Below are 22,351 nucleotides of genomic sequence, written 5' to 3'. Positions count from 1 at the left end.
CAAGAAAAATTACCTAATTCTAATCTTCAATAGAAATTCTAGTCGCATTACACGAAAAAAGGAGAAGACCATGGCAAGACCAAAACTACAGGTATTGGTTATCCCGCTTCTGGTAGCGCTGTGCAGCAGCACCGTTGTCTCGGCGGCGCCGCTCAGCGATACTGAGATTGCCGCAATGCTGGACGCGCATAATACCGTCCGCCGGGGCGTCGTAAGGGACGAGGCTCGTCGCCAAGAACTGCCTGCTGATCTCGGATGGGGATGGTTATCGGAAACTGGTGGCATGGTAAGTATCCCCGACCTCACTTGGGATCCTGCCGTAGCGGCGATAGCCCAGGAGTATGCAGACTATCTCATCACTCAAAACCCGCCGGAGAGTCATCACTGCGACCACCCCGATCACTACACCAAGCCGGCAGAGATTCAGCACTGCAAACACATCGCCGATCTCAGATTGGGCGAAAATCTCAGTTTGGAGTGGTCGACCGGCACACCTGACCAATCTTCCGGCAGGGCCGTTGATAGATGGGAGAGTGAGAAGATCGATTACAACTACAAATTAAACAAATGTGCAGAAGGAAAGGAGTGCGGCCATTACACGCAACTGGTTTGGAGCAGCACAGAGCGGCTCGGCTGCGGCCGGGCAGTAAGAACTACTAACGATGGTCGAACCTACGTGATCTGGGTTTGCAACTACGCCCCGGCCGGTAACATAAGAGGTCAGCGCCCATACAACGTTGCGGGATCCCCTCCTCCCCCAGATACAGGCGGGCAACTAGGAGGGCATACAACTCGCCACATTATTGAAGTTCGCTTCACAAAAATGCGTGTCCATAACTGCAACGAAGGCGGTATTTGCGATTGGAGAATTACCTGTCGTCTTGGTAACCAGCCAGGCACAATCCTGTTAAATAACGTAGAGGCTGACGACCTCGACGAACCAGTAATCGACAAGGCGCTAACACAGGAAGGAAGTCTACCGGTTACCATTGAATGTAAAGCTGAGGAGCATGATGGTGGCATTGATCCAGGATGGGAAGACCTTGGTACTCGTTCCCTGACTATTCAACAAGCCGGGGAAAATGTAATCCGGATAGCGCATTTGGATGATGACGGTGATGTCGATGAAGGTGATGTTTCGATATTTTTTGATGTGCAAACCAAGCTACAGATTGGCATGACAGGACAGCCCCCTACTCTTGCGCTACCAACGCTGCCGAGCGATAAGCTCATGGCAATGCGCACGATCGGTATCGATTTTAGCGTTCCGGAAGCGGATCTCAGGCAATGGCTCAATAACAGCGAATTTACGCCCTATCCTGCGCTCGCCGAGGCGCTGCTGAAGTTGTTGGAAGGTAAGCGTCTGCGGCAACCGGTGTTTATCGACGTGATCCGTTCGAAATATGAGGATGTACTCGGCGGCCCGTCGCCGCGTAGCGTGGTGGACGTCGATTTCGCCCTGCTTAGGGCAGCGATCCTTCAGGCGTACAACGAACGTTATGGTGAGGCCGTCACGGATTTTGAGAGGTTGGTGGATATTTTCATAATCGCAGATCTTCCTCTCAGCGATGGACTGTCCCGTAATATCACGGTTGACCTTGTAGGTTCTCGCCTCTCGTTTATAACGAATCAAGCTAGAATTAAAGGGGCTAGGTACGAATTAAATGCCTAACTATTCATTCAGGCACGGACTGGTGCGATAAAACCGCGCCAGCCGTTAATTCTGACGTTATCTATTAAAAATAATTGTTTTTTGTTATTAGGGTCTGTTGACATTTTGCATAGGTAACCATAGATATCCACATGCTATAGCTACCATACTCTCGTAATTTCGCTTCAGTTTGTCGTATCGTGTTGCTATTGCCCGATACTGCTAGCCGGGCAATAGCATTCTCCACCAAATGCCGGTATCTATATGAACCCCAATCCATATCTGCATTGCCCTTCAACGAATTGCGCTTTCCCGGTATCATAGCCCGAGCTCCCTTCTTCGTTATCTGTTCCCGTAACCATTCGCTGTCATAGCCCTTGTCCGCAACTATTGCTTTTGCGTCAGGCAACCTCGCAATCAAATCAGGTGCGGCAGAACAGTCATTGACTTCTCCACCGGTGATTTCAAACTCAACTGGCAAGCCATAACCATCGACCACTAGATGGATCTTGGTGGTATTGCCTGCACGGCTTTTGCCAATTGCTTGCGATTCTTGACTCGCTGCTCCCGCACTATGTTGATGTGCTTTAACATAGCTGCCATCAATAAATTCCCATTCCCAATCCGGATCAATAGCCAATGCTTTGAAAATATTGATCCATTTCCTGCTCAATGACCATGCATTGAATCTTTTATAGATGGAATTCCAGCAGCCGAACACCTTGGGCAGGTCGCGCCACGGACAGCCAACCCGCATTCGATACAGTATGCCTTCTACTGTCATGCGCAGATTGCGCTTGTTATAAATCGATTCTTGAAGCAGAATCTTCTCCAGCTTCGACCAGTACTCATCATTGAGCATTATTCGGGGCATCGCAAACTCATTTTGTTGGTGGCATGGGAACCCTAATATTACGAGTTTGTTTCTATCTATGAAATACTTATCATAAAACGTCAACAGACCCTAGTATGTTTAAAATGACTTTAATTGCCCATATTCGTTACAACTAATTACCTTAAGAAAACTTTCCTCAATGAACAAACACAATACGAAGGTAGATGAATTGCAGTTAATTGCAAATTAAGAACTGACATATAAAATTGGAGATAGGGAAAAATACTCCAACTCTCGGAATTAACTAATCATGACCAAAAAAATCGTATCATGCGCATGAGAAGTTTTCCTGGCGCCCATTGCTTGTTGAAGCTCAAAAACCTTTTGCAACCGTTATAGAATGCAGTGATTCACGTGTGCCGCCAGAATTCATTTTCGATGTGGGGTTTGTGGATATTTTTACCATTCGCCTTGCTAGAAACCTCATTGCCGAAGATATGGCCGATTCCTTGCAATATGCCAGATAACATCTTCATACATCGTTGTTTGTTGTACTGGCCCATGAGGATCGCAGGACTGTTGCGGCTACTCTGAATGCAATGCTATATATCACGCCAATGAACCCGAACATATCGAATCTCTCATCAAGTTGATCAAACCCGGCTCAAAAGGACTCGATTTCAATCAGAGTTGGGAGAACTTGTTCAAGCAGCTGTGAAGGCGAATGTGCGTTGGTCATTCAGCAACTGCTCGCTTTTCCAGAGGCAAAACGCGCGCTAGAGGAAAGGCATGTAATTCTGGCTGGTGCTGTGTGCGAACTCAAGACCGGGAGAGCGCGCTTCCTCAACTGATTAAAGTAAATCTGGAAATTTCCTGCTCTAGCAGTCCATTGCAGTTAATTGCAAACCAATTTCTAACTATCAATAACTCTTACTTATCACTACTTAGAAACAATTTAGAGATTAGATCGCATTCATAGATTATCTAAAGAAAATTTATAATATGAGCCACGCTTGATTTCTTTCGCCCATAGGTTAGCTATGCGTGGTGAGCAAAGAAAATACTTCATGCCTGCACTCCAAGCTTCCCAGACATTCTCATCAATGTATCCCGCTTTATAGAAAAGATGTTCCTCTGCACAAAGATTAAAGTAGTCATACAGTATTTGAATTTCTTTTTGGCTCAGCTTAAAGCAATTGGATTTTTTTGCAATTCTATTTAGATCATCGTTTAGCTTATCGTAACGGCTATTAAAATCCTTGAAGAGAACAATGAATCGTTCTGTATTCGTATTGTGCTGAAAGTATAGGAAATGAAAAAAGGCGGCAATGGAGCCCAGTATCGACAGCAAAAGCTGAGGCGATTGGAAATGTTCGGGTAGGAGGGCGTAAAAACATGTAAAACTAACAACCACAGCTGCGCCAAACAACCATGGGTAGCGGCTACGCTTTTGGAGATTGAAGGGCATATTAAGAATTTTTTTGATCTCAAAATTCATGTGCGGACACCAGAACACTAATAACAATATTGATGAGGGATTATGCATACATAATGATCAGCTCAGCAAGTATGGATTTGGGCAATTTTCACTTAGTGCCTACTCCCAAATCTACTTTTTCAAACTTAGAAATCACATTCTTTGGCATAAAAAATCATTTTTATTATCCCCGCATCGTATGTAACCTATTGTTTTATTGACAAATTATCTCAATATGATACAATAAGTTATTGAAAAACATAATGTTTTATATGTAATTGAGTTGCTACAAGCGGAGGATGAATGAATTATCCAGTTAACCAGGCTCTGATACAGAATTCCGTAATATTAGATAATGCGGCAGTATGTGGTTATCTGAATGCTTCGCTTTCGGCCAATACTTTGCGGGCTTATCGAGATGATCTGCAGCACTTTCAGAACTGGGGAGGCACCTTACCCACAACCTCAGAGCAGATTGCCTGTTATTTGGCTCATTATGCTCAAGGGCTTACCGTCGCTACTCTGACGCGCAGATTGGCCAGTCTTTCTAAATTACACAATATCAAGCAATGGCCCAATCCAGTCAGCACTGAATTGGTGCGAGTCACTTTTCGCGGCATACGAAACCAGCATGGAGTGAAGCAGCGCCAAGTGGCTCCTGCCATCAAAGAAGATATTATGGCGATGGTAAATAATCTACAAGGTATTAAAGCCATTCGTGATAAAGCCTTGTTGCTGATCGGTTTCGCGGGAGCCTTCCGACGAAGTGAGCTGGCTAGCTTACAATATTCCGATATTCAGTTTGTGCTGCAAGGTGTACTGATTCATTTACGACGCAGCAAAACAGATCAAGCGAGGGAAGGCAGGAAAATTGCTATTCCATACGCACGAGGTATTGCCTGCCCAGTGATTGCCTTGCGCGAATGGCTGCAGCTCTCTGGGATAACTGAAGGCCCAATTTTTCGCAATGTTAACTGTCATGGCCAGATCGGGGCACAAATAATTTCACCTCAATCGATTGCTTTAGTGATCAAGGAACGCGCGAAAGCAGCAGGACTCGATTCTTCACAATATTCAGGCCACAGCTTGCGGGCGGGATTGATTACTTCTGCAGCCCAAGCAGGAGTCAGTAGCTGGAAGATTAGACAGCAAACCGGCCATAAATCTGATGCGATGCTACAGCGTTATATTCGTGATGCCAATATTTTTACAGATAATGCGGCGGGAGGAGTGTTATGAAAATGTCCGTGCAGTATGAGAACCTATCCAATGTGGAATTGCTTGCCAAACTTATCGGTGTGCGCGAATCACGTTTGCTGTATCGAGGCTCGCTCCAGCCATTGTTCGCGGCTTGCCCAGAACAAGGTATGCCTCATGAAAAATGTGCGGTGGCAAAGGAGCTGATAAAACGTTTTCTGGAAGAAGAATTGCAGCAGAGAGATGTTCTGGATTCACCCCATGCAGTGCGGGATTATCTTAAGCTAACCTTGAGACAGCACGAGCATGAGGTTTTCATTGTCATCTTTCTAGATGCACGGAATCGGGTCATAGTCGTGCAGGAAATGTTTCGTGGGACGCTGACTCAAGCCAGCGTATACCCGCGCGAAGTAGTAAAAGCTGCACTCAAACATAATGCTGCGGCAGTGATTTTGGCACATAACCATCCAAGCGGAGTGGCAGAACCAAGCAGAGCAGATCAAATACTAACCGACACTCTGAAGCAGTCATTGTCATTGGTTGATGTAAAGGTGCTAGATCATTTCATCATTGCTGGAGCGCAAACATTGAGTATGGCCGAGCTAGGGTTAATGTAATGATTGTTTTGCAATTAACTGCAAATATCAAAACCAACTCACCCAGTCGAATGTCACCAAGAAAACTATGGGTAAGCCTTTTACAAAAAATGTGACTGTATTGTGAAATATAGCCTAAACAGTTAAGAATGATTTAGAAAGTATAGGATTTGAAGAGCATCTCAACGGACTAGTTTTGTTATTTACGCAGCTCTTTGGCTTACTCCTACTTGTTTTCGATGGTGTAGTAAGGATACTCTTTGGATCATTTCGAACTGGTTAGGCTATAGCTTATTATTCAGAGACAACTTAACTCTGAGACCAGCATGCTACTAAGTACATCATTATGAGCAGCAGGATAGTAAGGCATTGCGAGCACATGACGCTAAAAACAACAAGCAGCATGAAGATTTCTAACGACATACCCTGTAGAAGAACGCCTGCAGATCATTAATTGGTTTCTAAACCCTGCCTATTTATATTGATACCGATGATATTAGAGTGATTCATGCATCATGAAACGGAAGAGCTTTGTATGAGATATCTATCTTACTCAATGAAAAGCAATGCTTGATAGGCAATGCCTATGCAATGTGTAGTGAAAAAGATTCTGCACCTTATCATGCCATTGAAACATTACTGAAAGGCCCCGAAGTAGCATTACCTGAAGGAGTTACATTTAAAGATAAGGATGGGCATACTCGAAAAGTGACCAGAATTAAATGGTGGATACCAGCTCACTATGAAATTAAAGAGCGTTTACATCTTGGTTCTGAGCTAACGAGTGACCACAAGCTTGCTGATATGCCGCTAGACAGCGGGTATCTTTATCCGTTGGCATATAAACCCGCTTTTATCGGGCATTATTGGATGAATGATAAAATCCCGAAATCCTTATCACATAACTGCGCTTGCCTTGATTACAGTATTGCTGAGGGAGGCAAACTGGTCGCCTACAAGTGGAGAGGAGAAAAGCAGCTAAAGGAAAGTCATTTTGAACGGTGTAAATAAGCAATATAAATATGGCAAGGTGATTCTGCCGTAACTGTATTGCGCCGTTTGTATAGTCTGTTGGGATCAGCCAAAGAAAACCAAAGAAGCTGTTTTAGCTGAGCAAGCAAGTAAACAGAAATTGTAATCAATCACGAGCCTTTCTTATTATGTAAAGCTGGGCAGAGCTTTTATAACATTTCGTCGCTTGATATGAAGAAACTCATGGGCGATCAATACCACATACTGAGCATGGCAAAAGTAGGATAATGTAATGGTTTCATTGCAATTAATTCCATTCAACAGATAACGTTGGGCAATTTCAGTACAATTAAGTGCTCTAAACAGATTTATGTTGAATCGACTAATATAGAACTCGGACTTTCCAAAATTTTCTTTAATGCTTATCGAGAGCTGTTATAACGAAATCTGATCAGGCGTTAGTCTCAGCCCATATTTTTTGTACGGTTTCATACCGAAGGTCGCAATCTGGTAGAAACTCGCCTCAAGCGGAAGGCTCTTTTCTATGATCCTATTGATCTTGGAGAGTTTTTCCTCAAAGAATTGCCTGTCGAAGCCATTCTTAAGTACCTGTGCTGTATTTTCCAAGGAAGCTGACATTGATCCGACCACATCAGCATATACACGTAAAAAATCATGATGGTTTGCTTCCTGAGAATGGATGGCACCTTCGCCCGAGGTCATAACTTGTCTGCGAGCAAGCCAGAGATAAAAAGCAAACAATGCCGGCGGCAGCTTAATCCATTTTCCGCCACAGCAGATTGATTTCTTGGGCAAATCAAATGACAATGAGATAAAGCGTAAGCCGGATTGCACTTCTTCTACCGTCTCATGGAATGATACTTTTCTGTCCTGAAGATTTTGGGGGATGCCCCCTCGTAATCTGACAAAAGGAATATCAGCCAGCATGATGCGCGCATCCGAAGTATGCACTGGTCGGTTACTTCGTGAATAAAGTACTTTCCCCTGCATTGGTGGAAAATAAAAATCTGGTAGGGATTCGAAAGGATCGTTTACCAGCACATGGGATAAACGATCCTGAGTTCTGCCGAATAATGAAAGTGCATAACCAGCGAAGAATCCCATGCTTTTACGTCCACCTGCAATAGATACATGTAGGATCGAAGACTCATCGCTGCAAAATTTGCGTATGAAATGCACGGTATAATCGGCTGCACGCAGATTGTCTTCAGGCGTACGAATATCGGTTAGCGGCTGACCAGTTGTATCCTCGATCACATGAATATTTTCCGGTGGGAACAGGATGCTTTGTAAACCGTACTCTCTACATAAGGCATGGAATTGCCCGCTGGAAGGATCAAGTAAAGAAAGGCGGGCGCGCTCTGCTCCTTCTCCAGTAGAGATGACATGTATCTCAGTCGGTATGAATTTCTCCTTTGATTGTACGGCCAGTGCGTACAGTGTTTCAGTGACAACTTGTGGTGTCAGGCCGGTGACTAACAGGAGAATACGACGCGAATAGCCACCAGACATCATTTCAACCATGCTTTCATTTCTCCCTGTAGATTGCGTAGTTGTGAACCAGATACCACTGCCAGATTCATCTGAGCTGCACGGCTTTTGTCGATGTCACGTAAACTGCCACGAAAATCCACCAACATGGCCTTGGTGCGCAATCCGCCCATACGGCGCAAAGCATCAAGCTTATAAAGTGCCTCAGTACCGCTGCTTTCACTTGCTTTCCCATTCGAGGAAAGGTTGGCAGATTTGCACTCAATGATATGCAAAGTGTTTCTCAGCAGGCAGGCGGCATCAAGTTCATTTCGTGTTCTGCCATCTGGCGCTTGTATTTCAACACTCGCGGCATAATCAATGCCACCTAATCCTCCTGCCAGACTGGCTAAGGTCTGGAAAATCAGATATTCCAGCCATCCGCCGTTGACAAATTTGCACGCATCTTCGTCAGGAAAGACGATCTTATTGTCCTGCAGTGAAAGTTTGTTTACATTTTTGAACATCGAAATAAGCTCATCTAAGGCATTATTATCGAGATCGAGCTTATCCAGGGCTGGCGAGAGAAACACTCCCGTCTTCCTTGTTTCCACGGCTTGGCTTGCCAACCAATTCAATTTGCCCAGAGCTTTACCAAAACGCTCGCTCTCATAAGCTAAGCGATTGAGAAAATCACGGATATCCCGGTCTATATCAGGTTTACTTATTTTCATCACGGAGTAGCCATGCGCTTCGAGATACTGTTTCAATTTGATTTTGGTTGGAAGGATAAACGGAGCCTCGCGGGTATCGAGGCGAATCACTTCGTCATTTTCGATATTGATGTAGAACACCGGTTTTCTCTCTTCGCGAAAAACATCCATTGCAGCCATTGCCATAACTTTAGTCCCTCCAGTTACATTCAATGCCACATTACTGGATTGTTTGCCCAGCCATTCGGCAAAGTATTCCCAGCATTGGTTGTAGTCATAAGCATCGGCAATTGCCAGCTTCTCGACTTGTATACTGCGTTCTTTTAATACTTCCTCCAGCCATTGTGCTTTCTCCCGCATGTCTCCACTGATTGCCAAAGTTACCACCGATGGCTGGAAGCTCGGATCAACTGCTGGCGCAAGATTGGGTGTTGCTTGAGCAGAAACCAGGCAAAGGTGCTTATCAAATTTCATCATTTTCTTCAGAGAGTAGTCTTATTTTTATTCTTCACCTTCAGTGATAGCCATGGGCTAAAAATGCGACACGACCATTGCTTATAGTGATAAAAGAAATGCTAATTTTAATAGCCAAATAGCATAACGTTTGGCAAGCTTGTCATTCTACTTACTATTTTTCTCGACAGGCAGCCCACTCCAATGTATTCCCACAGGCAAGGTTGCCTTTCCGATGCGTTCCTGCAGACCACGAGCTGGCAAGGGATAACAACGCAGATCATCCGTATTGGGATCAATGAGTGAGCTGATTTCTTCCATGCAGCTCCGCTTGTCACTTTCATGACCAGTAAGCAGAAACACGCTAAGCTCAAGCGGGAACGCATGGCGAAGCACTGCCCGGTAAACTCGTTGCAAGCGCCGGGGATCAGTAATATCGTAGCCAATGATCCAGTGAGGCATAATCAAGACTCACCTTCATTGGCAGCAGGAGATGTATGGATTGATAGTTTATCCATCAATCTGGTGATTTGATCAGCCAGCATTTTGCGTAAGCGTTCAGCTAGGCTCTCCCATTCTCCGTAAAATGCTGTTCGTCCACTTTTACTCATAAAGCAACCACTTTCTGAAGTAGAAAATAATTCCGGTCGTAAAGTTTCCTTGCGGAAAAGCTGTAATGCAAAGCTATCCACCTCGACTCTGATGGGTTCCACCAGATCACACGCCAATGATTCCCGGCCAAAATCGAGTTGATGGTAGAAACCAATAAATGGATCGAGCCCGGCACCATAAAGCGCTAGCACAGCTTCGGTATGCAGCAAAGTATAGCCAAGGGAAAGCACAGCATTAAGCGGATCGCGCGGTGGTCTGCGGTTGCGCTGAGAGAAATTTAATCGAGGTGCTGCGATTGCAGCATACCTTTGAAATGTGCAGCCGATGCGGCACCTTCGATACCGCGTAACGCTGCAATAGTAGCCATTTGCATAATGCGCGGCAGAATCTGATCGAGCGTACGCAAAACCAGCGTTAGTTCATAGCGGTGATCGAGTGCGATTTGTTGGAGAGTCAAAGCATAATCACGCTGGGCGCTGACCTTGTCGAATACCAAACCGCGAGCAAATGATAGACAAAATGCAGGATCACCTGACAGTTGATACTGCGCTACCCGTCTGGCAGCATCGTTATGAGGTCGAGCTAGCAACATGGTGGGTTCTGCCTTGCGCCCAGACAAAATGATGACACCAATACCACGTTCGCCTAATTTGCCGAGCACGCTGGATTGCAAACGCACATCGCCTCGCAGAAATACCCGTGATAGCGGCGCCATTGGAACCGTACCCGTTCTAAGACCATTTTCACGAAAAACCAGTGCCTCCCCATCTACTTCCAACTCGATTCCGCGTCTGTCAACATAAAGGCTCGTCAAAGTGACCTCCTAAATAACGATAAAGGGCGTGTTAACCGCCATAGTGACCGCAATACCAAAGCAATCCGGCTTCATGCGCGGATCGAGCTGAAAGATGTGAACGCGATCTTCAGTTTGATCGATCAACTCGGCAAGACGCACTCTTACAGTGCGTAGCTCCTGCGAAGTTAGCCAGCATTCAAAAAATGATTTCTGCCCACCAGTTTTGTAGCCAAGTAGAAACTGATGCACTTGCCGTAACCGATGAGGACAGCTTACGTCATAGCAAATTAAATAAACCGAGCGGGAACTCATAAATCTCAAAGTGGATTTAAGTAATCTGATTTCTACGCAATCGCTCCAAAAATATATATACTTCCTATCGTTCTGCCTGAGTAGATCAAAGATCAGCGTTTACATGACTATGCGTTATCTAGCTCAAAGTAAATGGCGATAACTACTCTCTGATCAATTTCTTTCTTGAAGCAATTTGGCTGTTCAATACACTCCATTAAAAAACACGAGTTCTATCTGGAGGGTTTAGGCAGTGTAGTAAAAAATGCGAAAAACAAATGCTGCGGCAAGCTTGCCAATTGCCGTGATGATATTGACCCGCTAAATTATTTCAATCCCTGTTAATACAAGGCACTGTTTCATCAGAATCAGGTCCTGATAAAACTTTGTGATTAATATGTCTCAATCCCTTTTAATTCATGGCACAGTTTCAACCTAAAACTCATTGATAATATTGTTGCTGAATTACAGTCTCAATCCCTTTTAATTCAGGGCACAGTTTCAACGCAGGGTATGGCCGAGCATGTGCAGGAGTGCCTGGTCTCAATCCCTTTTAATTCAGGGCACAGTTTCAACTTGAATACCTAAACGAAATTCCGCAGCAGCCTGAGTCTCAATCCCTTTTAATTCAGGGCACAGTTTCAACAAGCTTGAAAACCGTATAGACAATAATCAAGGGGGGTCTCAATCCCTTTTAATTCAGGGCACAGTTTCAACTAATGAGGATTTGCTGACATGTTTCTACCAAATATTGTCTCAATCCCTTTTAATTCAGGGCACAGTTTCAACAAGATGTAAAGGTTACGAGCGCAAGGGTGAAAGGTCTCAATCCCTTTTAATTCAGGGCACAGTTTCAACGTAATGAAGATTAATGCAATGGTAGTTATGAACGTCTCAATCCCTTTTAATTCAGGGCACAGTTTCAACGGTCAAAAATGCCCCAATTGTGGCGCAAAACCAGTCTCAATCCCTTTTAATTCAGGGCACAGTTTCAACGATAACGGTAGACGATATTATTAATCATCATTATAAGTCTCAATCCCTTTTAATTCAGGGCACAGTTTCAACGGTGATGATGAACAAATCAAAGTGGATTTGAGCGTCTCAATCCCTTTTAATTCAGGGCACAGTTTCAACGGAAAGATGCACAAGAATCTTTTCTGGCAAAGATTGTCTCAATCCCTTTTAATTCAGGGCACAGTTTCAACATAGCCATGCTCGTAGGATTAATGATCTGTTTTAAGTCTCAATCCCTTTTAATTCAGGGCACAGTTTCAACAATCAATAAAAATGCAAACACAATAATTATCCTGGGTCTCAATCCCTTTTAATTCAGGGCACAGTTTCAACATATTGAATTAACTTACAATGAATTCCGAAGACTGAGTCTCAATCCCTTTTAATTCAGGGCACAGTTTCAACGGCAGAGTCTAAAGGATTAGACAGTACTTGGGAGTCTCAATCCCTTTTAATTCAGGGCACAGTTTCAACCTAGGTTTTGCTGATGGTGTGATTCATTTGGCTGAGTCTCAATCCCTTTTAATTCAGGGCACAGTTTCAACCTCATGGGCGACAACCACCCGACGCTCGTACTCGGTCTCAATCCCTTTTAATTCAGGGCACAGTTTCAACGAGACGCGGCAGCATGGCTGAAGCAATTGATCAAGTCTCAATCCCTTTTAATTCAGGGCACAGTTTCAACTCATCATTGTCATTTTATCTCTATTAATCAATTGATTGGCATGGGTATCCGCATGATTTTCCAAGCTGGTCATAGTTATATCTCCTGGTGGGCTAATAAATGGTATTTACCCAGCCCGAAACTTGCTTCCTTACCGACATGCAACCATGATCCCAGCCACAGCACGTCCTTAAAGGGTGCTAGATTGCCACTTAGCTGCCAGCTGCCGATGCAGCCGCCCAGTTGCATGGTGCGTTGTTGCCGCGATGAATGGCGTGTCCAATCACGCCAAATCAAATTATGTTTACTCTCTATCCTGCTGGCGGCTTCTGCCATGGCGGAAAACGTGGCAGCATCATAGAGCAAGTGGCCTGCATGAATTTCAGCCAGCAGGCTGGTTCGCCGCACTAACGCCATCAGCAATGTGCGCGCATTAAGCTTGGACGGAGATAGGGCATGTCCTTCATGTTGTAATCTGAGTGGTGTCTCGAACTGCAGGGTGATCCTCTCTGGCAGCGTGTTCGCGGGAAGTTTTACTTGCTGCGGATGATCGATCAGGCTATGACCAGGCTGATAAACCAATATGCTGATTTCTTCGCCATTATCATGTCTTTGCAGTGTGCTCACGCTGAGTAGTTCCGCTGTGCCATCACTTACACCGACACCGCGTGCAAAAGCGCGCTGCCATGACATGATGCACAGTGGTAAATGCTGCTGTGTATTACCGATCAGCGTAAAACCAAAAGAAAGCGTTTCACCCGGCGCATAGTCCGTCATTCCCCAGGCCGGTGGTTCGATGACATAGGGTACGGGAACAGTGGCAATGTTTTTCAGTGACGTTGCTTCTGGTTTGGGTGGCTCAAAAATAGCAGGATAGGGACAGGTACGCTGCAGCAGGCAGTCCCGGCAACTTTTTGCACGCGTGACGCAGGCTAATTGCCTTAATGCACGCCCAAATACGCCGCGCAGCGTCGAGCCGGCATATTCCGGTAATCTTAATGCACGCGTGACTTCGAAATCAAAACGGTAGCGGGCGAGTGGGTAAGTGGTAATCATCCCAGAAGATGCTTCTATGCCTGTCCGCGCAATGCAGCTAGTTTGAGCTGTTTACGCAGATCCTTGGCATCGATGTTCATAAGTTTGCCTGCCCGATCTTCGAGCATATCGGCTAGTGCCTTTTTTTCTTCTGCACACCAATTGGTGTTTTCCAAGGCATGCAATGCGAGTTTCTTTATTGTTCCACCATAAAATTGATCGTTTACATTAATTCTCCGACCAGTTTTTAGACGTTTATCGATTTCGTTACGTAAGAGCGCAATCTGCCGCATGTTTTCGCTCATACTGGCGAGTTCAGCTTCTTTTGTTTTTGCGGCTTCTGCTTCTCTACGTACAGTTTTTTCTTCCTCAATACGTTTCTGTTCGGCAGCTTGTCTGGCACCTAGCCAGATTGCACGTGCCTGCTCAGTTTGCTCAAGGCGATTACGTTGTGCATCACGTAAGATTTGCGTGTGAGGTCTGAGCTTGTCACGTAAGGCGATAGATAAATACTGGTACTCATCTTGGCAGGATTCGATCCATAGCCAACCAAATGGCAAAAAGTTGTTACCTGCTTTCTTGCTTTTGCTAGCAAGGCGCTTTTCGGTAGCTTGTTTTTGATAAAGAGGTTTGCCATTTTTGATATATATACAGCGAATTTTATTTAATGTTACTGATTCCGCGCCAGAATGCTTACCAACACGCAGTAGAAAACCCTGGTGTTTTGCGCGTAGTTCCGCAAACTCTTCTCTGAGCAGGTCTTTAATCGTTTGCTTCCACACTGTATCAAGCATACCAGCCAAGTATGCATGATCGAGCTCAGCCTCCAGTTGCGGCCAGTAGAAGGCATTACAGGCACTGCAAAGCTGTTGCCAAGTCAGGCAACTTTTATCATTTTTATTGTCCGAGTGGATACGGATTTCGCTAATGAACGCATCAGTCAGTAATCCGGGAACAGATTCAAGGAAAATTGGCAGTTCAGATGCGTTGCGGTCACTTAGCCGTTTTTTCTTGCTGATAGCGTAGAGTATATAGGTAGGCGCATTATCTTCATCAGGATGCGCATCTGCAATGTTCAAATAACGGAATGGATCATCCTGCAATTTCTCAAAATTAAGCAATTTTTGTTCAAGTTTACGGGAAGAGTAGTGCTCATCAATATTTTCAAATTGCTCCAGTTGTTCGGTACGGTTGATTCCATCTAGCCAAGCGGTTCGGATGCTGCCTTTAAGCGAGCTGCCTGGCAGATAAGGAAAAGAATCAATAGGACGATATGCGGTGCGTGCGATCTGGAATTGATTTTTATTGTTGCTTTGACCAGCCCTCTCTTCATAGGCTTGCGCAATATCGGTTGCTACACCAACGATGTGACTAGCAAGTGGAACGAAAATCTCGCGATTGGATTTAAAAAATCGTTGAATGGCGTCGGTTGTGTGGCATTTACCCAGCTCATAACGTTGTTTGTCATCCAAAACATCAGCTAACATGGCCATATCGAGATAATACAGAGAGTCATCCTTAATTACGAAGTTAGTTGGAACATAATCCTCGTCGCAGCCGATATGAATTGGCGAGAGGGTGGTGACGGTAATGGGGCGATGATCGATTTTGTTGTCGCTAATCATACGTACTCCGTGTTTAAATTGATGACCGGCGCATAGCCCTGCTGGACCGTGGCTGATTGACTGAGGGAAAGTTGGCCATTGCCACCCAGACCCTGACCGATGAACAACGAGTTGACTGGCTTGTCTGCTGCAAAAAGTGCTCCAGTACCGGCAAGCAAGACAGGATTTTTGAAAGGGCTGGCAGCAAGCGCATTAGTGTTCCCATGCCGACCAAAACGAGTGATAACACGCCAGTAGCTATTATCGGCGTCGAACCCAAGCCCTTGGGGCGCGCATGGTGCAAGCGTCCAGAAAGCAGTAGTCTTTCCGGAGGAAACCGCTGTGGCAAAACAATAGGGTTCGATTGCTTCGACGCTAAATTTTCCTAAACCGATACTGGCATCCCGACCATAGCCTTGCATGCCGATCGCAGCGAGCAAACATTGTAATGTTCCGATTGACATACGCGAGCCATCCAGCACCAGATAAATATCTATCCTTTGATTTTGCGCAAGAAAGATCTGCCGTTGCGTATGAGGGGCAAACTCGTCAACACCAGTAGTGCCAGTTAATCGGTTCAGCGTGTTATGTGGCTGAACGGCTTCGACAGGTTTTTTTATATAAGCCTCCTCATCTGATTTAGCTTCCATCAGCATGATTCTGAGTGCTTTACCGACAGCCTCCACAGGTATCCAGCGTTTGGCCTTATTGGCTTTACGCATTTCAGGATTGTCTTTCTTAGCATCCGAACTGGGCACTGATTCAAATATTTGGGGTAAGGTAGGTTTGGGCAGGAATCCGGTCGGAAAGCCATCGGAGACAACCAGCCAGGGATAGCTATCAGTATAGCCGCTAAGTAATCGCTGCAATTCTGGCTCACCTAATTGCTCACGTGCTGTCCAACAACATTGGCCAAATAATGTATCACCTGCTAGCGGTGTACCCAGGGCAGTGTGCAGCCATAAGTGTGCACGGTAGAGGGTATGGGCCATATCAAGCAACCCCGATCATATTAGAAAAGGGATGAATTTGATCGAAACGTGCTTGCAATAGCTCGCCATCCATTTGTAAGTCAAGAAATCTGATCTTGCCATATCCGCGCGACCCGGAACCACCCAAGCTGTCATACTCCAGAAGTTTGAGACCTTCTAGCACAATATTCAGCAGGTCTTCATCATCATGTACTTTGAGGTTCAACCGAAAGTCGAATTGTGCGCCTGCCACTACACGCTCGGTCTGACGGATTGCGCCATTGGCGGCAATACCTTTGATACGGTCAATGCTATTTTCTGTTTTGGCCTCAGTTGCAGAAGTATGCTCCCCCAGTTTGTCTTGTTTCCATTGAATATTCAACGAGCAATCCCAGAATGCCAGTCGGGTCGGGCCAATTTTGTTTGCAATTGCGTCTGTATCACTTCCCGGTGCGCCACCGAACAGCTTAAGCAAATCGCGTGCTTGTGGCGTGTTGATACCTTTTAAATGCTGGAATGAGAACGGCCTGCCACCAGTTATGATTGGATCAACCAGACCATACCGCCATTCAAGCAAGCTGCGCATCTTACCTTTGAGCGATGAGCCTGGAATATAAGGCAAGTCGGAAACTGGATTTTTGATCACTGTATTATCGATGCCGCCGATGCGCATTTCGCTGTCGCCGCCACCGATATGGAGGCCAGTTTTGAGTTCGATTGTGCCTTTGATTTGTTGGATACGGGTCAATTGCATTTTTCTGTCCTTTTTAAATGATATTTATCTACCCAAGCCCTTGAGAAAGCCAAGCACTGCCTCGAAATGCAGCTTGAAATGATGGAGCGTTTTGGCACTAGTGGTGGCCTTGACGCCCTCCTTGAGCCAGAGTTCAAACTTGTCCCCAACAAGTTTAGGCTTGCGCCCTTTTGCATAAGCAACTTTTGCATTCATCATGCGAAGGAAAGGTTCCCATTTCTTGAATGCTTCATCATCCTTGATACGCTGTTCCCAACTAACCAATTCATCATAAAAATGACGGATTTGGGTAGATTTGTTGCAACTTCCAGCTTTGCCTTCTTCTGCCAATTCATTTGCTACTTCTTCCGCCCAGGTATCGAAAAGCTCTCCCGGTACAGTATCAAATGCGGTTAAAAATTTTGATGAAATATCTTTGATTCTTGAGTCATTCAATCTTTGAGCACTATATTTTTCATAGGAAGCTTTGCCTTGAACTGAGTAGGACATGCTCGATCTCCTTAATTTTATTTGATGTTATTTTATTGATTTCTTTGGGAGCGTCTTGAGTGACAAGCTTGCCATTACTCCCGGTTGCTATAAAGCAGAATGGATAATGGCAAACGATAAGTACCGTGATGGATGCCGAACGCTTCGGTAAATTCCTGATTGATCGCTTCTAACAACTGTTTGCGCCGGTTGTTAGTATTGACGTCGCCGTTCGATTTGATCCGGTCACCGATGAAACGAGTAGTGCGATAGACAAGTTGTGAGCGCCATAGACTGTCTTCAGGATTTTTACCAAGCCTGGCCCGCTCCGCCTTATCTGCAAGTTGCAGCAAGTCATAGAGATAACTAGTCGAGAGTTTTGCACCATTTTTTTCAGCTTGGTCCAGCAACATTTCCAATTTATCAACGCGCTCGCTCAGCAGTACATGCCAATCTTGCCAGCTTACGGTTTGGTTCCACAGGGTGGCAGCGTTCTTAAGCAGATTACCTTCATTATCAATGATGTCTTTTTTACCTTTGTATGCTTTGGATTGTCCAAGTGCATTTTCTGCCGATCGTGCCAGATGCTTAGCCGGGATTTTGGGCTGAGTCATGCTCATACCAGCGGAGAAGGTAATGCCTGGGTTGACAACATAGCGTTCAAAATGCTTTTGCATTTCTCCAGCAAGTGCAATGGTCGAGCGCCATGGGCCGATCAGAAAGAAATCGTCCCCACCTGCGAATACGGTATAAGTATTGCGGTAGCGAGCGATATCCTTGTTGTCCTTGCCGTGTTCGCAGAACCAGGGCAGCCACAGCGCAAAAAACAAATTGATTTGACGTGAGAGTGAGGCCCATTTGGCGAAAGTTGGCTTTTCCAGCCCTTTCTGGAACAAGTCGCCAAGGTTATCTACATCGCCCTTGAGAGTGAGCAGCGCAATTTCACTGTGCCAGCGCCCGTTTCCATCAAGCTGCCGGTCTTCACAAGCCAAGTCATGCAGGGTTTTGATGGGATATTCGCGATCAAAATTCTCATCTTCTTGCCTGCGTCCATATTTTTCTGAGACAACTTTGTCGAGTTTATCGAACTGTGGCACATAGGTGTTGACGAACCTTTTGGCAAGGCCACCAAATATTTTGCCCTCTTCTTGTGGTAGGCTGAAATCCCAACAGCGGATCAGTTTGCGTTCTTTCGCTAATTGCCCATAGTGGCCAGATGCTTCCGCATCATCTACAAAGGTAATGCGCCAGCCAAAGTAATTTAATCCCAACGATTTTTGTTTTAACGAGTCAGCCTCGCGGGAAACCAGCACTCTGGCGCGCTTGGTAAGTGCTTTCCCAATTTCGATTTGATCTTTGGCTAGATGACTGATGGCATAACCGGGTGAATCCGATTCGGCAGGATAGCGTCCATTAATTTTACAAACACCAAGATTATTATTGAATTGATGCAGAAAACCGCTGAATATAGCCGGAGTATCTGCATTACAAAGATTGAAGCGTTGATGTTTGGCAATATCTAGCGCCTCGAATAAACGTTTTGTCAGATTACCGAAACGCTTCTGGGCAAAATCGTTGCAACTCGCAGGGGTAGCGGCAAGACCGATACCAATCTCACCGTAGGTATGTTGTAGACACCAGTCATAGAATGCTTTTTGTGTAGCTTTAATCGCTTCATGGGTTTTATCAGTATTAGGTGCGACAATGAGAAATTTACCAGCGGCATTGATGATTTGGCTGGTAGGAGGCAGCGATAAACTATCCAGCAGCGTGAGCGCAGCACATTCAGCCAGCAGGCTGACCTGAAATGAGCGGCCGCGCAGCAGCTTGTGCGCATGTTTATTAGTTTCGCCGCCTTCGGCAAAAATGAAATTCTGAATACCAAAGAAATCGCCCTGGATAAGTAGGAATTTTTTTTCATCCCAGCCATTTTTCAGATCGGCGACAGCTTGAGCTTGCTTATCTTGCGCGTGATGCCAACGCCACAGCGCAGCAGCGAGTGCGGCAGTGGCTTTGGAGTGGTCGTAAAGCGATACTTCTGGCTTGACACCAAAGGCGGTTGCGGCTGGAATTGCATGGCATACAGTTAACCATAGTGCATCGAAATGATCGAGCCATAATGATAGATTTTCGCAGTGAGATTTGGGTATCCGTTTCAAATCAGTGAGCAACTGTTCCCAAAGCCTGTGATATTCGGCGCGGGCAGCCGCATCATCGGAAGGTGTGCAATCGGTATGCGGAAATAGAGACTGGGGGGTAAGAGGCTCAAGCAGATAGCGCCAATTGAGATCGCCTTCTGTAATTTCACCTTTACCGATTTGCTCGAATAGAGTTAGCAAGCGGGCACGATAATGATTATCACGTTCCCGTGCATTGTTATATCGGATATCGAACTCATCACGCTCGAAGCCGGAGGCAACACGATCGGCTGTTGCTACTACCCATTGCAGGAAAGTGTCCGGTTTGTGGTGTGCGGCTGCTGCATTGACGGCCGAGTCTGGTAGATTGACGTCAGTATCAATTGATACAAACGGTGGGCAATTTCCCTTGAGATCGGGAAAATGGCCAGTCGCTTCTAACGCATCCCAGGCGATACCGGTGTAAGCGGCATGAACGTGGCTATGATAGCCGCCTTGATACTGCCATGGACAATAAAGAGTCTTATGAGCATCGAGTCGTCCTCCATGATCGATATTGGCACGCTCCGCTAGTTTAACTAAGTCATGCAAGTAGGCACTTAGCGCTACGCGTGTAGTGGCATCGAGTAAATCCATTCTACCTCCTTGTTAGTTATTTTCCCAAGGGAAACGACTGGGATATTAACCTGATCCTTATTTCTTTGTTCTCAGTCACTATTAAGCAAATAAGCTCTCTATAAAAAGTATTAATTCAAGAGTTATGCTATGACATGTAGATTAATTCAAAACAACAACAATAAGCAAGATTGGCAAGCTTGCCACTAAAATATGCTATGTGTGTAATAAACTGAGCAAAAGTTTGGAATGGGTTAGTACAGGATAATATTTATTTTGAAGAGCTTTTTCCTTGGCTTAATCCGGTTGCTGAATGCAATAGATATTCATGTATTGATAAAACATATTAGAAAAAGTAAAACAAGATTGTAGAGTTTGCCAACAGCTCAGCAATTCTCAACTTGGAAATGGCGAAAAACAGGGTGATCAGGTTGAAATTTGACTAGATTTGCCAGTGCAATTAACTGCACTGGATCGAAGGTCATGAAAAATTGGCTAATAATAAGTGGCGCTTGAGGAGAACAATCTGCTCCCAGTAATATAGATAAATGTGTGGCGGCATCCAGTATCAGAATCATAAAATCTACTTTCCTCAACCTAATGCCAAGCTGCCGGTATTGCTATGGCATGGTAGGGTAATCTGGGTGCTCTGGGGCAAGCGGGAAAATGAAGGGCCAGGAAAATTTCCTAATGGAGGTTGGGCAAGACTTAATTCAATCAAGGCAGGCAAATGGAAACCTTGGCATCCAAAGCCGGTATTAATTCCTGCTGATAGTTTTCTAGAAAAAGATCACGATAAGCAATCCCATTGGATAACACTCGAATCTGGGATGTTAATTCAGGCTCTACTTGCCGAGAGAAATGGTGAGCACAGAGTTTATATTGTCACCGAAGAAACACCACCTCAATATCACTGGATACATGACCGTTGGCCAAGGTTGGTAAGATTGTCAGATCATAATAAGACGGCAATGGAACACACCTGATGCATTTTCTTGTGCTCATTATGATGTTTTTTCTGCGATAGCTTGTTCGGCAGAAATCCAGAGTCAAATTCTGAAGGGGATGGAACCCAAAACCTTTACAAAAAAGTGGAATGGGATCATACAATGGAAAAGAAAGGGCCATATCTAGCAGAAATACTCACATAACAAGGGCAGAAGGTAAAAACTTCCCCTCAAATTTGATTGTTCCATTTCTTAATCAAAAATGACGCGAAAGCGAGCCGCAGACTGTATCAATAATACGGCAAGATAAAGCCGACAAAGTGAGGTCTGATCTAGAAATGGAAAAAGTAATCACGCTATGACGTATAGCATTACATGCAGCTTGGCGTTGAGATGAGGAAATACTTTTATTGTATAGATATTGAATCGCGATATACATAATTAGCAAATTCAAATTTGGAGAATTTAGTGGCTATAGCAAATACTAAAACACTATTATTTGTAATCTTCCTCTACCTTATTCTTTTACCGTTGCCTGCAACAGCCCAGGAATATATTGGTCGAGTAGTTGGTATATCGGATGGGGATACGCTAACACTCCTGGATAATCAAAAGCAGCAAATCAAAGATTTTGGACTGTTTTTACAAAATACTGTCGGGCCACTTGCTCGGCGTGTGCTGCTCGCTCTAGGCTTTGGCTATCTCATATTTGGTTCAATAACCACAGCAATTAATTCATTAATTGCCAGTGCTCAAGGATACTTTAACGGAATACCCTCATTTGCCTTAAATTTCCTGCAAATGGCAGGCCTCGGACAAGTCCTCACCATTATTGCAGGCGCCATACTTGTTCGTGTAGCGTTCGGCACCTCAAAAACTATCGGCATATTCTTTCACAATCATAAATTATGGCGATCAATCTAATATCAGCGGTTCCAGGCGGTGGAAAATCATCATACATATAGCATAACCAGATAATTTTGATTATAATATAAAAGATGGCATATTCACTGGATTTCCGCCGTAAAGTCCTGTCTGTCCGAGAGAAAGAAGG

The 22,351-nt window shown here is 44.9% G+C and carries 20 protein-coding genes, 1 pseudogene and 1 CRISPR repeat array; of the genes and pseudogenes, 7 read left to right on the top strand and 14 right to left on the bottom strand.

The features are described 5' to 3' along the window. Positions 1 to 9: 9 nt before the first annotated feature. Positions 10 to 285, bottom strand: a complete 276-nt coding sequence (locus BM122_RS25215) for a hypothetical protein (RefSeq protein WP_256212040.1) — start codon at positions 283 to 285, stop codon at positions 10 to 12. Here BM122_RS25215 and BM122_RS12665 point away from each other — a divergent pair. Continuing rightward, entirely contained in the window at positions 176 to 1,672 is a 1,497-nt protein-coding gene (locus tag BM122_RS12665) for a CAP domain-containing protein (protein ID WP_256212039.1), read from the top strand. The genes BM122_RS25215 and BM122_RS12665 overlap by 110 nt on opposite strands. A gap of 87 nt (positions 1,673 to 1,759) precedes the next feature. Here BM122_RS12665 and BM122_RS12660 read toward each other — a convergent pair. Then, positions 1,760 to 2,525, bottom strand: a protein-coding gene (locus BM122_RS12660) for an IS5 family transposase (protein WP_143083434.1) whose coding sequence is annotated in 2 segments (ribosomal slippage) — positions 1,760 to 1,874 and positions 1,873 to 2,525 — 768 coding nt in all. Because the reading frame shifts where the segments join, the coding sequence is not laid out codon by codon here. 320 nt (positions 2,526 to 2,845) lie between these two features. On the opposite strand from BM122_RS12660, the gene BM122_RS12655 reads away from it, so the two are divergent. Continuing rightward, entirely contained in the window at positions 2,846 to 3,013 is a 168-nt protein-coding gene (locus BM122_RS12655) for a carbonic anhydrase (RefSeq protein ID WP_083398485.1), read from the top strand. Positions 3,014 to 3,459: 446 nt separating this feature from the next. On the opposite strand, the gene BM122_RS12650 is transcribed toward BM122_RS12655, so the two are convergent. After that, on the bottom strand, positions 3,460 to 3,984 hold the full coding sequence (locus tag BM122_RS12650) for a hypothetical protein (RefSeq protein ID WP_074905883.1): 525 nt from the start codon (positions 3,982 to 3,984) through the stop codon (positions 3,460 to 3,462). Positions 3,985 to 4,266: 282 nt separating this feature from the next. Here BM122_RS12650 and BM122_RS12645 point away from each other — a divergent pair, with 282 nt between their 5' ends. From BM122_RS12645 to BM122_RS12635, 3 genes are all read left to right on the top strand, one after another. Continuing rightward, on the top strand, positions 4,267 to 5,202 hold the full coding sequence (locus BM122_RS12645; protein ID WP_074905882.1) for a site-specific integrase: 936 nt from the start codon (positions 4,267 to 4,269) through the stop codon (positions 5,200 to 5,202). After that, positions 5,199 to 5,777 carry a RadC family protein gene (gene radC, locus BM122_RS12640; protein WP_074905881.1) on the top strand — a complete coding sequence of 193 codons (579 nt, stop codon included), beginning with the start codon at positions 5,199 to 5,201 and terminating at the stop codon, positions 5,775 to 5,777. The genes BM122_RS12645 and radC overlap by 4 nt, the downstream gene beginning before the upstream one ends. A 510-nt stretch (positions 5,778 to 6,287) precedes the next feature. Continuing rightward, positions 6,288 to 6,767, top strand: a complete 480-nt coding sequence (locus tag BM122_RS12635; RefSeq protein ID WP_083398484.1) for a metallophosphoesterase family protein — start codon at positions 6,288 to 6,290, stop codon at positions 6,765 to 6,767. Positions 6,768 to 7,163: 396 nt separating this feature from the next. Here BM122_RS12635 and csm6 read toward each other — a convergent pair whose 3' ends face one another. The 11 genes and pseudogenes from csm6 to cas10 all read right to left on the bottom strand — a co-directional run bounded on the left by csm6 (position 7,164) and on the right by cas10 (position 20,371). Continuing rightward, positions 7,164 to 8,273 carry a CRISPR-associated ring nuclease Csm6 gene (gene csm6, locus BM122_RS12630; RefSeq protein WP_074905880.1) on the bottom strand — a complete coding sequence of 370 codons (1,110 nt, stop codon included), beginning with the start codon at positions 8,271 to 8,273 and terminating at the stop codon, positions 7,164 to 7,166. Further along, positions 8,261 to 9,406 (bottom strand): Card1-like endonuclease domain-containing protein, encoded by a 1,146-nt coding sequence (locus BM122_RS12625; RefSeq protein ID WP_177198134.1) that lies wholly within the window; start codon positions 9,404 to 9,406, stop codon positions 8,261 to 8,263. The genes csm6 and BM122_RS12625 overlap by 13 nt, the downstream gene beginning before the upstream one ends. 147 nt (positions 9,407 to 9,553) lie before the next feature. After that, entirely contained in the window at positions 9,554 to 9,847 is a 294-nt protein-coding gene (locus tag BM122_RS12620; RefSeq protein WP_074905878.1) for a CRISPR-associated endonuclease Cas2, read from the bottom strand. A gap of 2 nt (positions 9,848 to 9,849) precedes the next feature. After that, positions 9,850 to 10,775 (bottom strand): annotated as a pseudogene (gene cas1 / locus BM122_RS25210) (CRISPR-associated endonuclease Cas1). 45 nt (positions 10,776 to 10,820) lie between these two features. After that, positions 10,821 to 11,105 carry a CRISPR-associated endonuclease Cas2 gene (gene cas2 / locus BM122_RS12610; RefSeq protein ID WP_074905877.1) on the bottom strand — a complete coding sequence of 95 codons (285 nt, stop codon included), beginning with the start codon at positions 11,103 to 11,105 and terminating at the stop codon, positions 10,821 to 10,823. Positions 11,106 to 11,412: 307 nt separating this feature from the next. Further along, positions 11,413 to 12,786: a CRISPR direct-repeat array (repeat unit 36 nt; unit sequence GTCTCAATCCCTTTTAATTCAGGGCACAGTTTCAAC). A 75-nt stretch (positions 12,787 to 12,861) separates the two neighbouring features. Then, positions 12,862 to 13,821, bottom strand: coding sequence for a CRISPR system precrRNA processing endoribonuclease RAMP protein Cas6 (gene cas6, locus BM122_RS12605; RefSeq protein ID WP_074905876.1), 960 nt, complete (start codon positions 13,819 to 13,821; stop codon positions 12,862 to 12,864). Between the two features lie 14 nt (positions 13,822 to 13,835). Next, entirely contained in the window at positions 13,836 to 15,425 is a 1,590-nt protein-coding gene (gene csm5 / locus BM122_RS12600; RefSeq protein ID WP_074905875.1) for a type III-A CRISPR-associated RAMP protein Csm5, read from the bottom strand. Further along, a complete protein-coding gene (gene csm4 / locus BM122_RS12595; RefSeq protein WP_074905874.1) occupies positions 15,422 to 16,396 on the bottom strand; it encodes a type III-A CRISPR-associated RAMP protein Csm4 in 975 nt (324 codons plus the stop codon). The genes csm5 and csm4 overlap by 4 nt, the downstream gene beginning before the upstream one ends. A 1-nt stretch (position 16,397) precedes the next feature. Next, positions 16,398 to 17,129: a type III-A CRISPR-associated RAMP protein Csm3 gene (gene csm3 / locus BM122_RS12590; RefSeq protein WP_074905873.1), complete on the bottom strand. Its 732-nt coding sequence runs from the start codon at positions 17,127 to 17,129 to the stop codon at positions 16,398 to 16,400. A gap of 24 nt (positions 17,130 to 17,153) precedes the next feature. After that, positions 17,154 to 17,618 (bottom strand): type III-A CRISPR-associated protein Csm2, encoded by a 465-nt coding sequence (gene csm2 / locus BM122_RS12585; RefSeq protein ID WP_083398483.1) that lies wholly within the window; start codon positions 17,616 to 17,618, stop codon positions 17,154 to 17,156. A gap of 74 nt (positions 17,619 to 17,692) precedes the next feature. After that, entirely contained in the window at positions 17,693 to 20,371 is a 2,679-nt protein-coding gene (gene cas10, locus BM122_RS12580; RefSeq protein ID WP_074905872.1) for a type III-A CRISPR-associated protein Cas10/Csm1, read from the bottom strand. A gap of 527 nt (positions 20,372 to 20,898) precedes the next feature. On the opposite strand from cas10, the gene BM122_RS25205 reads away from it, so the two are divergent. Both BM122_RS25205 and BM122_RS21690 read left to right on the top strand, forming a co-directional pair. After that, the gene (locus tag BM122_RS25205; RefSeq protein ID WP_256212038.1) at positions 20,899 to 21,336 is read left to right on the top strand and encodes an SOS response-associated peptidase family protein; all 438 of its coding nucleotides are present in this window, start codon (positions 20,899 to 20,901) and stop codon (positions 21,334 to 21,336) included. 429 nt (positions 21,337 to 21,765) lie between these two features. Beyond that, a complete protein-coding gene (locus BM122_RS21690) occupies positions 21,766 to 22,221 on the top strand; it encodes a DUF2523 domain-containing protein (RefSeq protein WP_143083433.1) in 456 nt (151 codons plus the stop codon). The last annotated feature ends 130 nt before the right edge of the window (positions 22,222 to 22,351 follow it).

It is taken from the genome of Nitrosomonas communis, assembly GCF_900114745.1.
Classification (GTDB): Bacteria; Pseudomonadota; Gammaproteobacteria; order Burkholderiales; family Nitrosomonadaceae; genus Nitrosomonas; species Nitrosomonas communis_A.
Note: the sequence above shows the minus strand (reverse complement) of the source record. Positions and strands in the feature narration are given on the sequence as shown.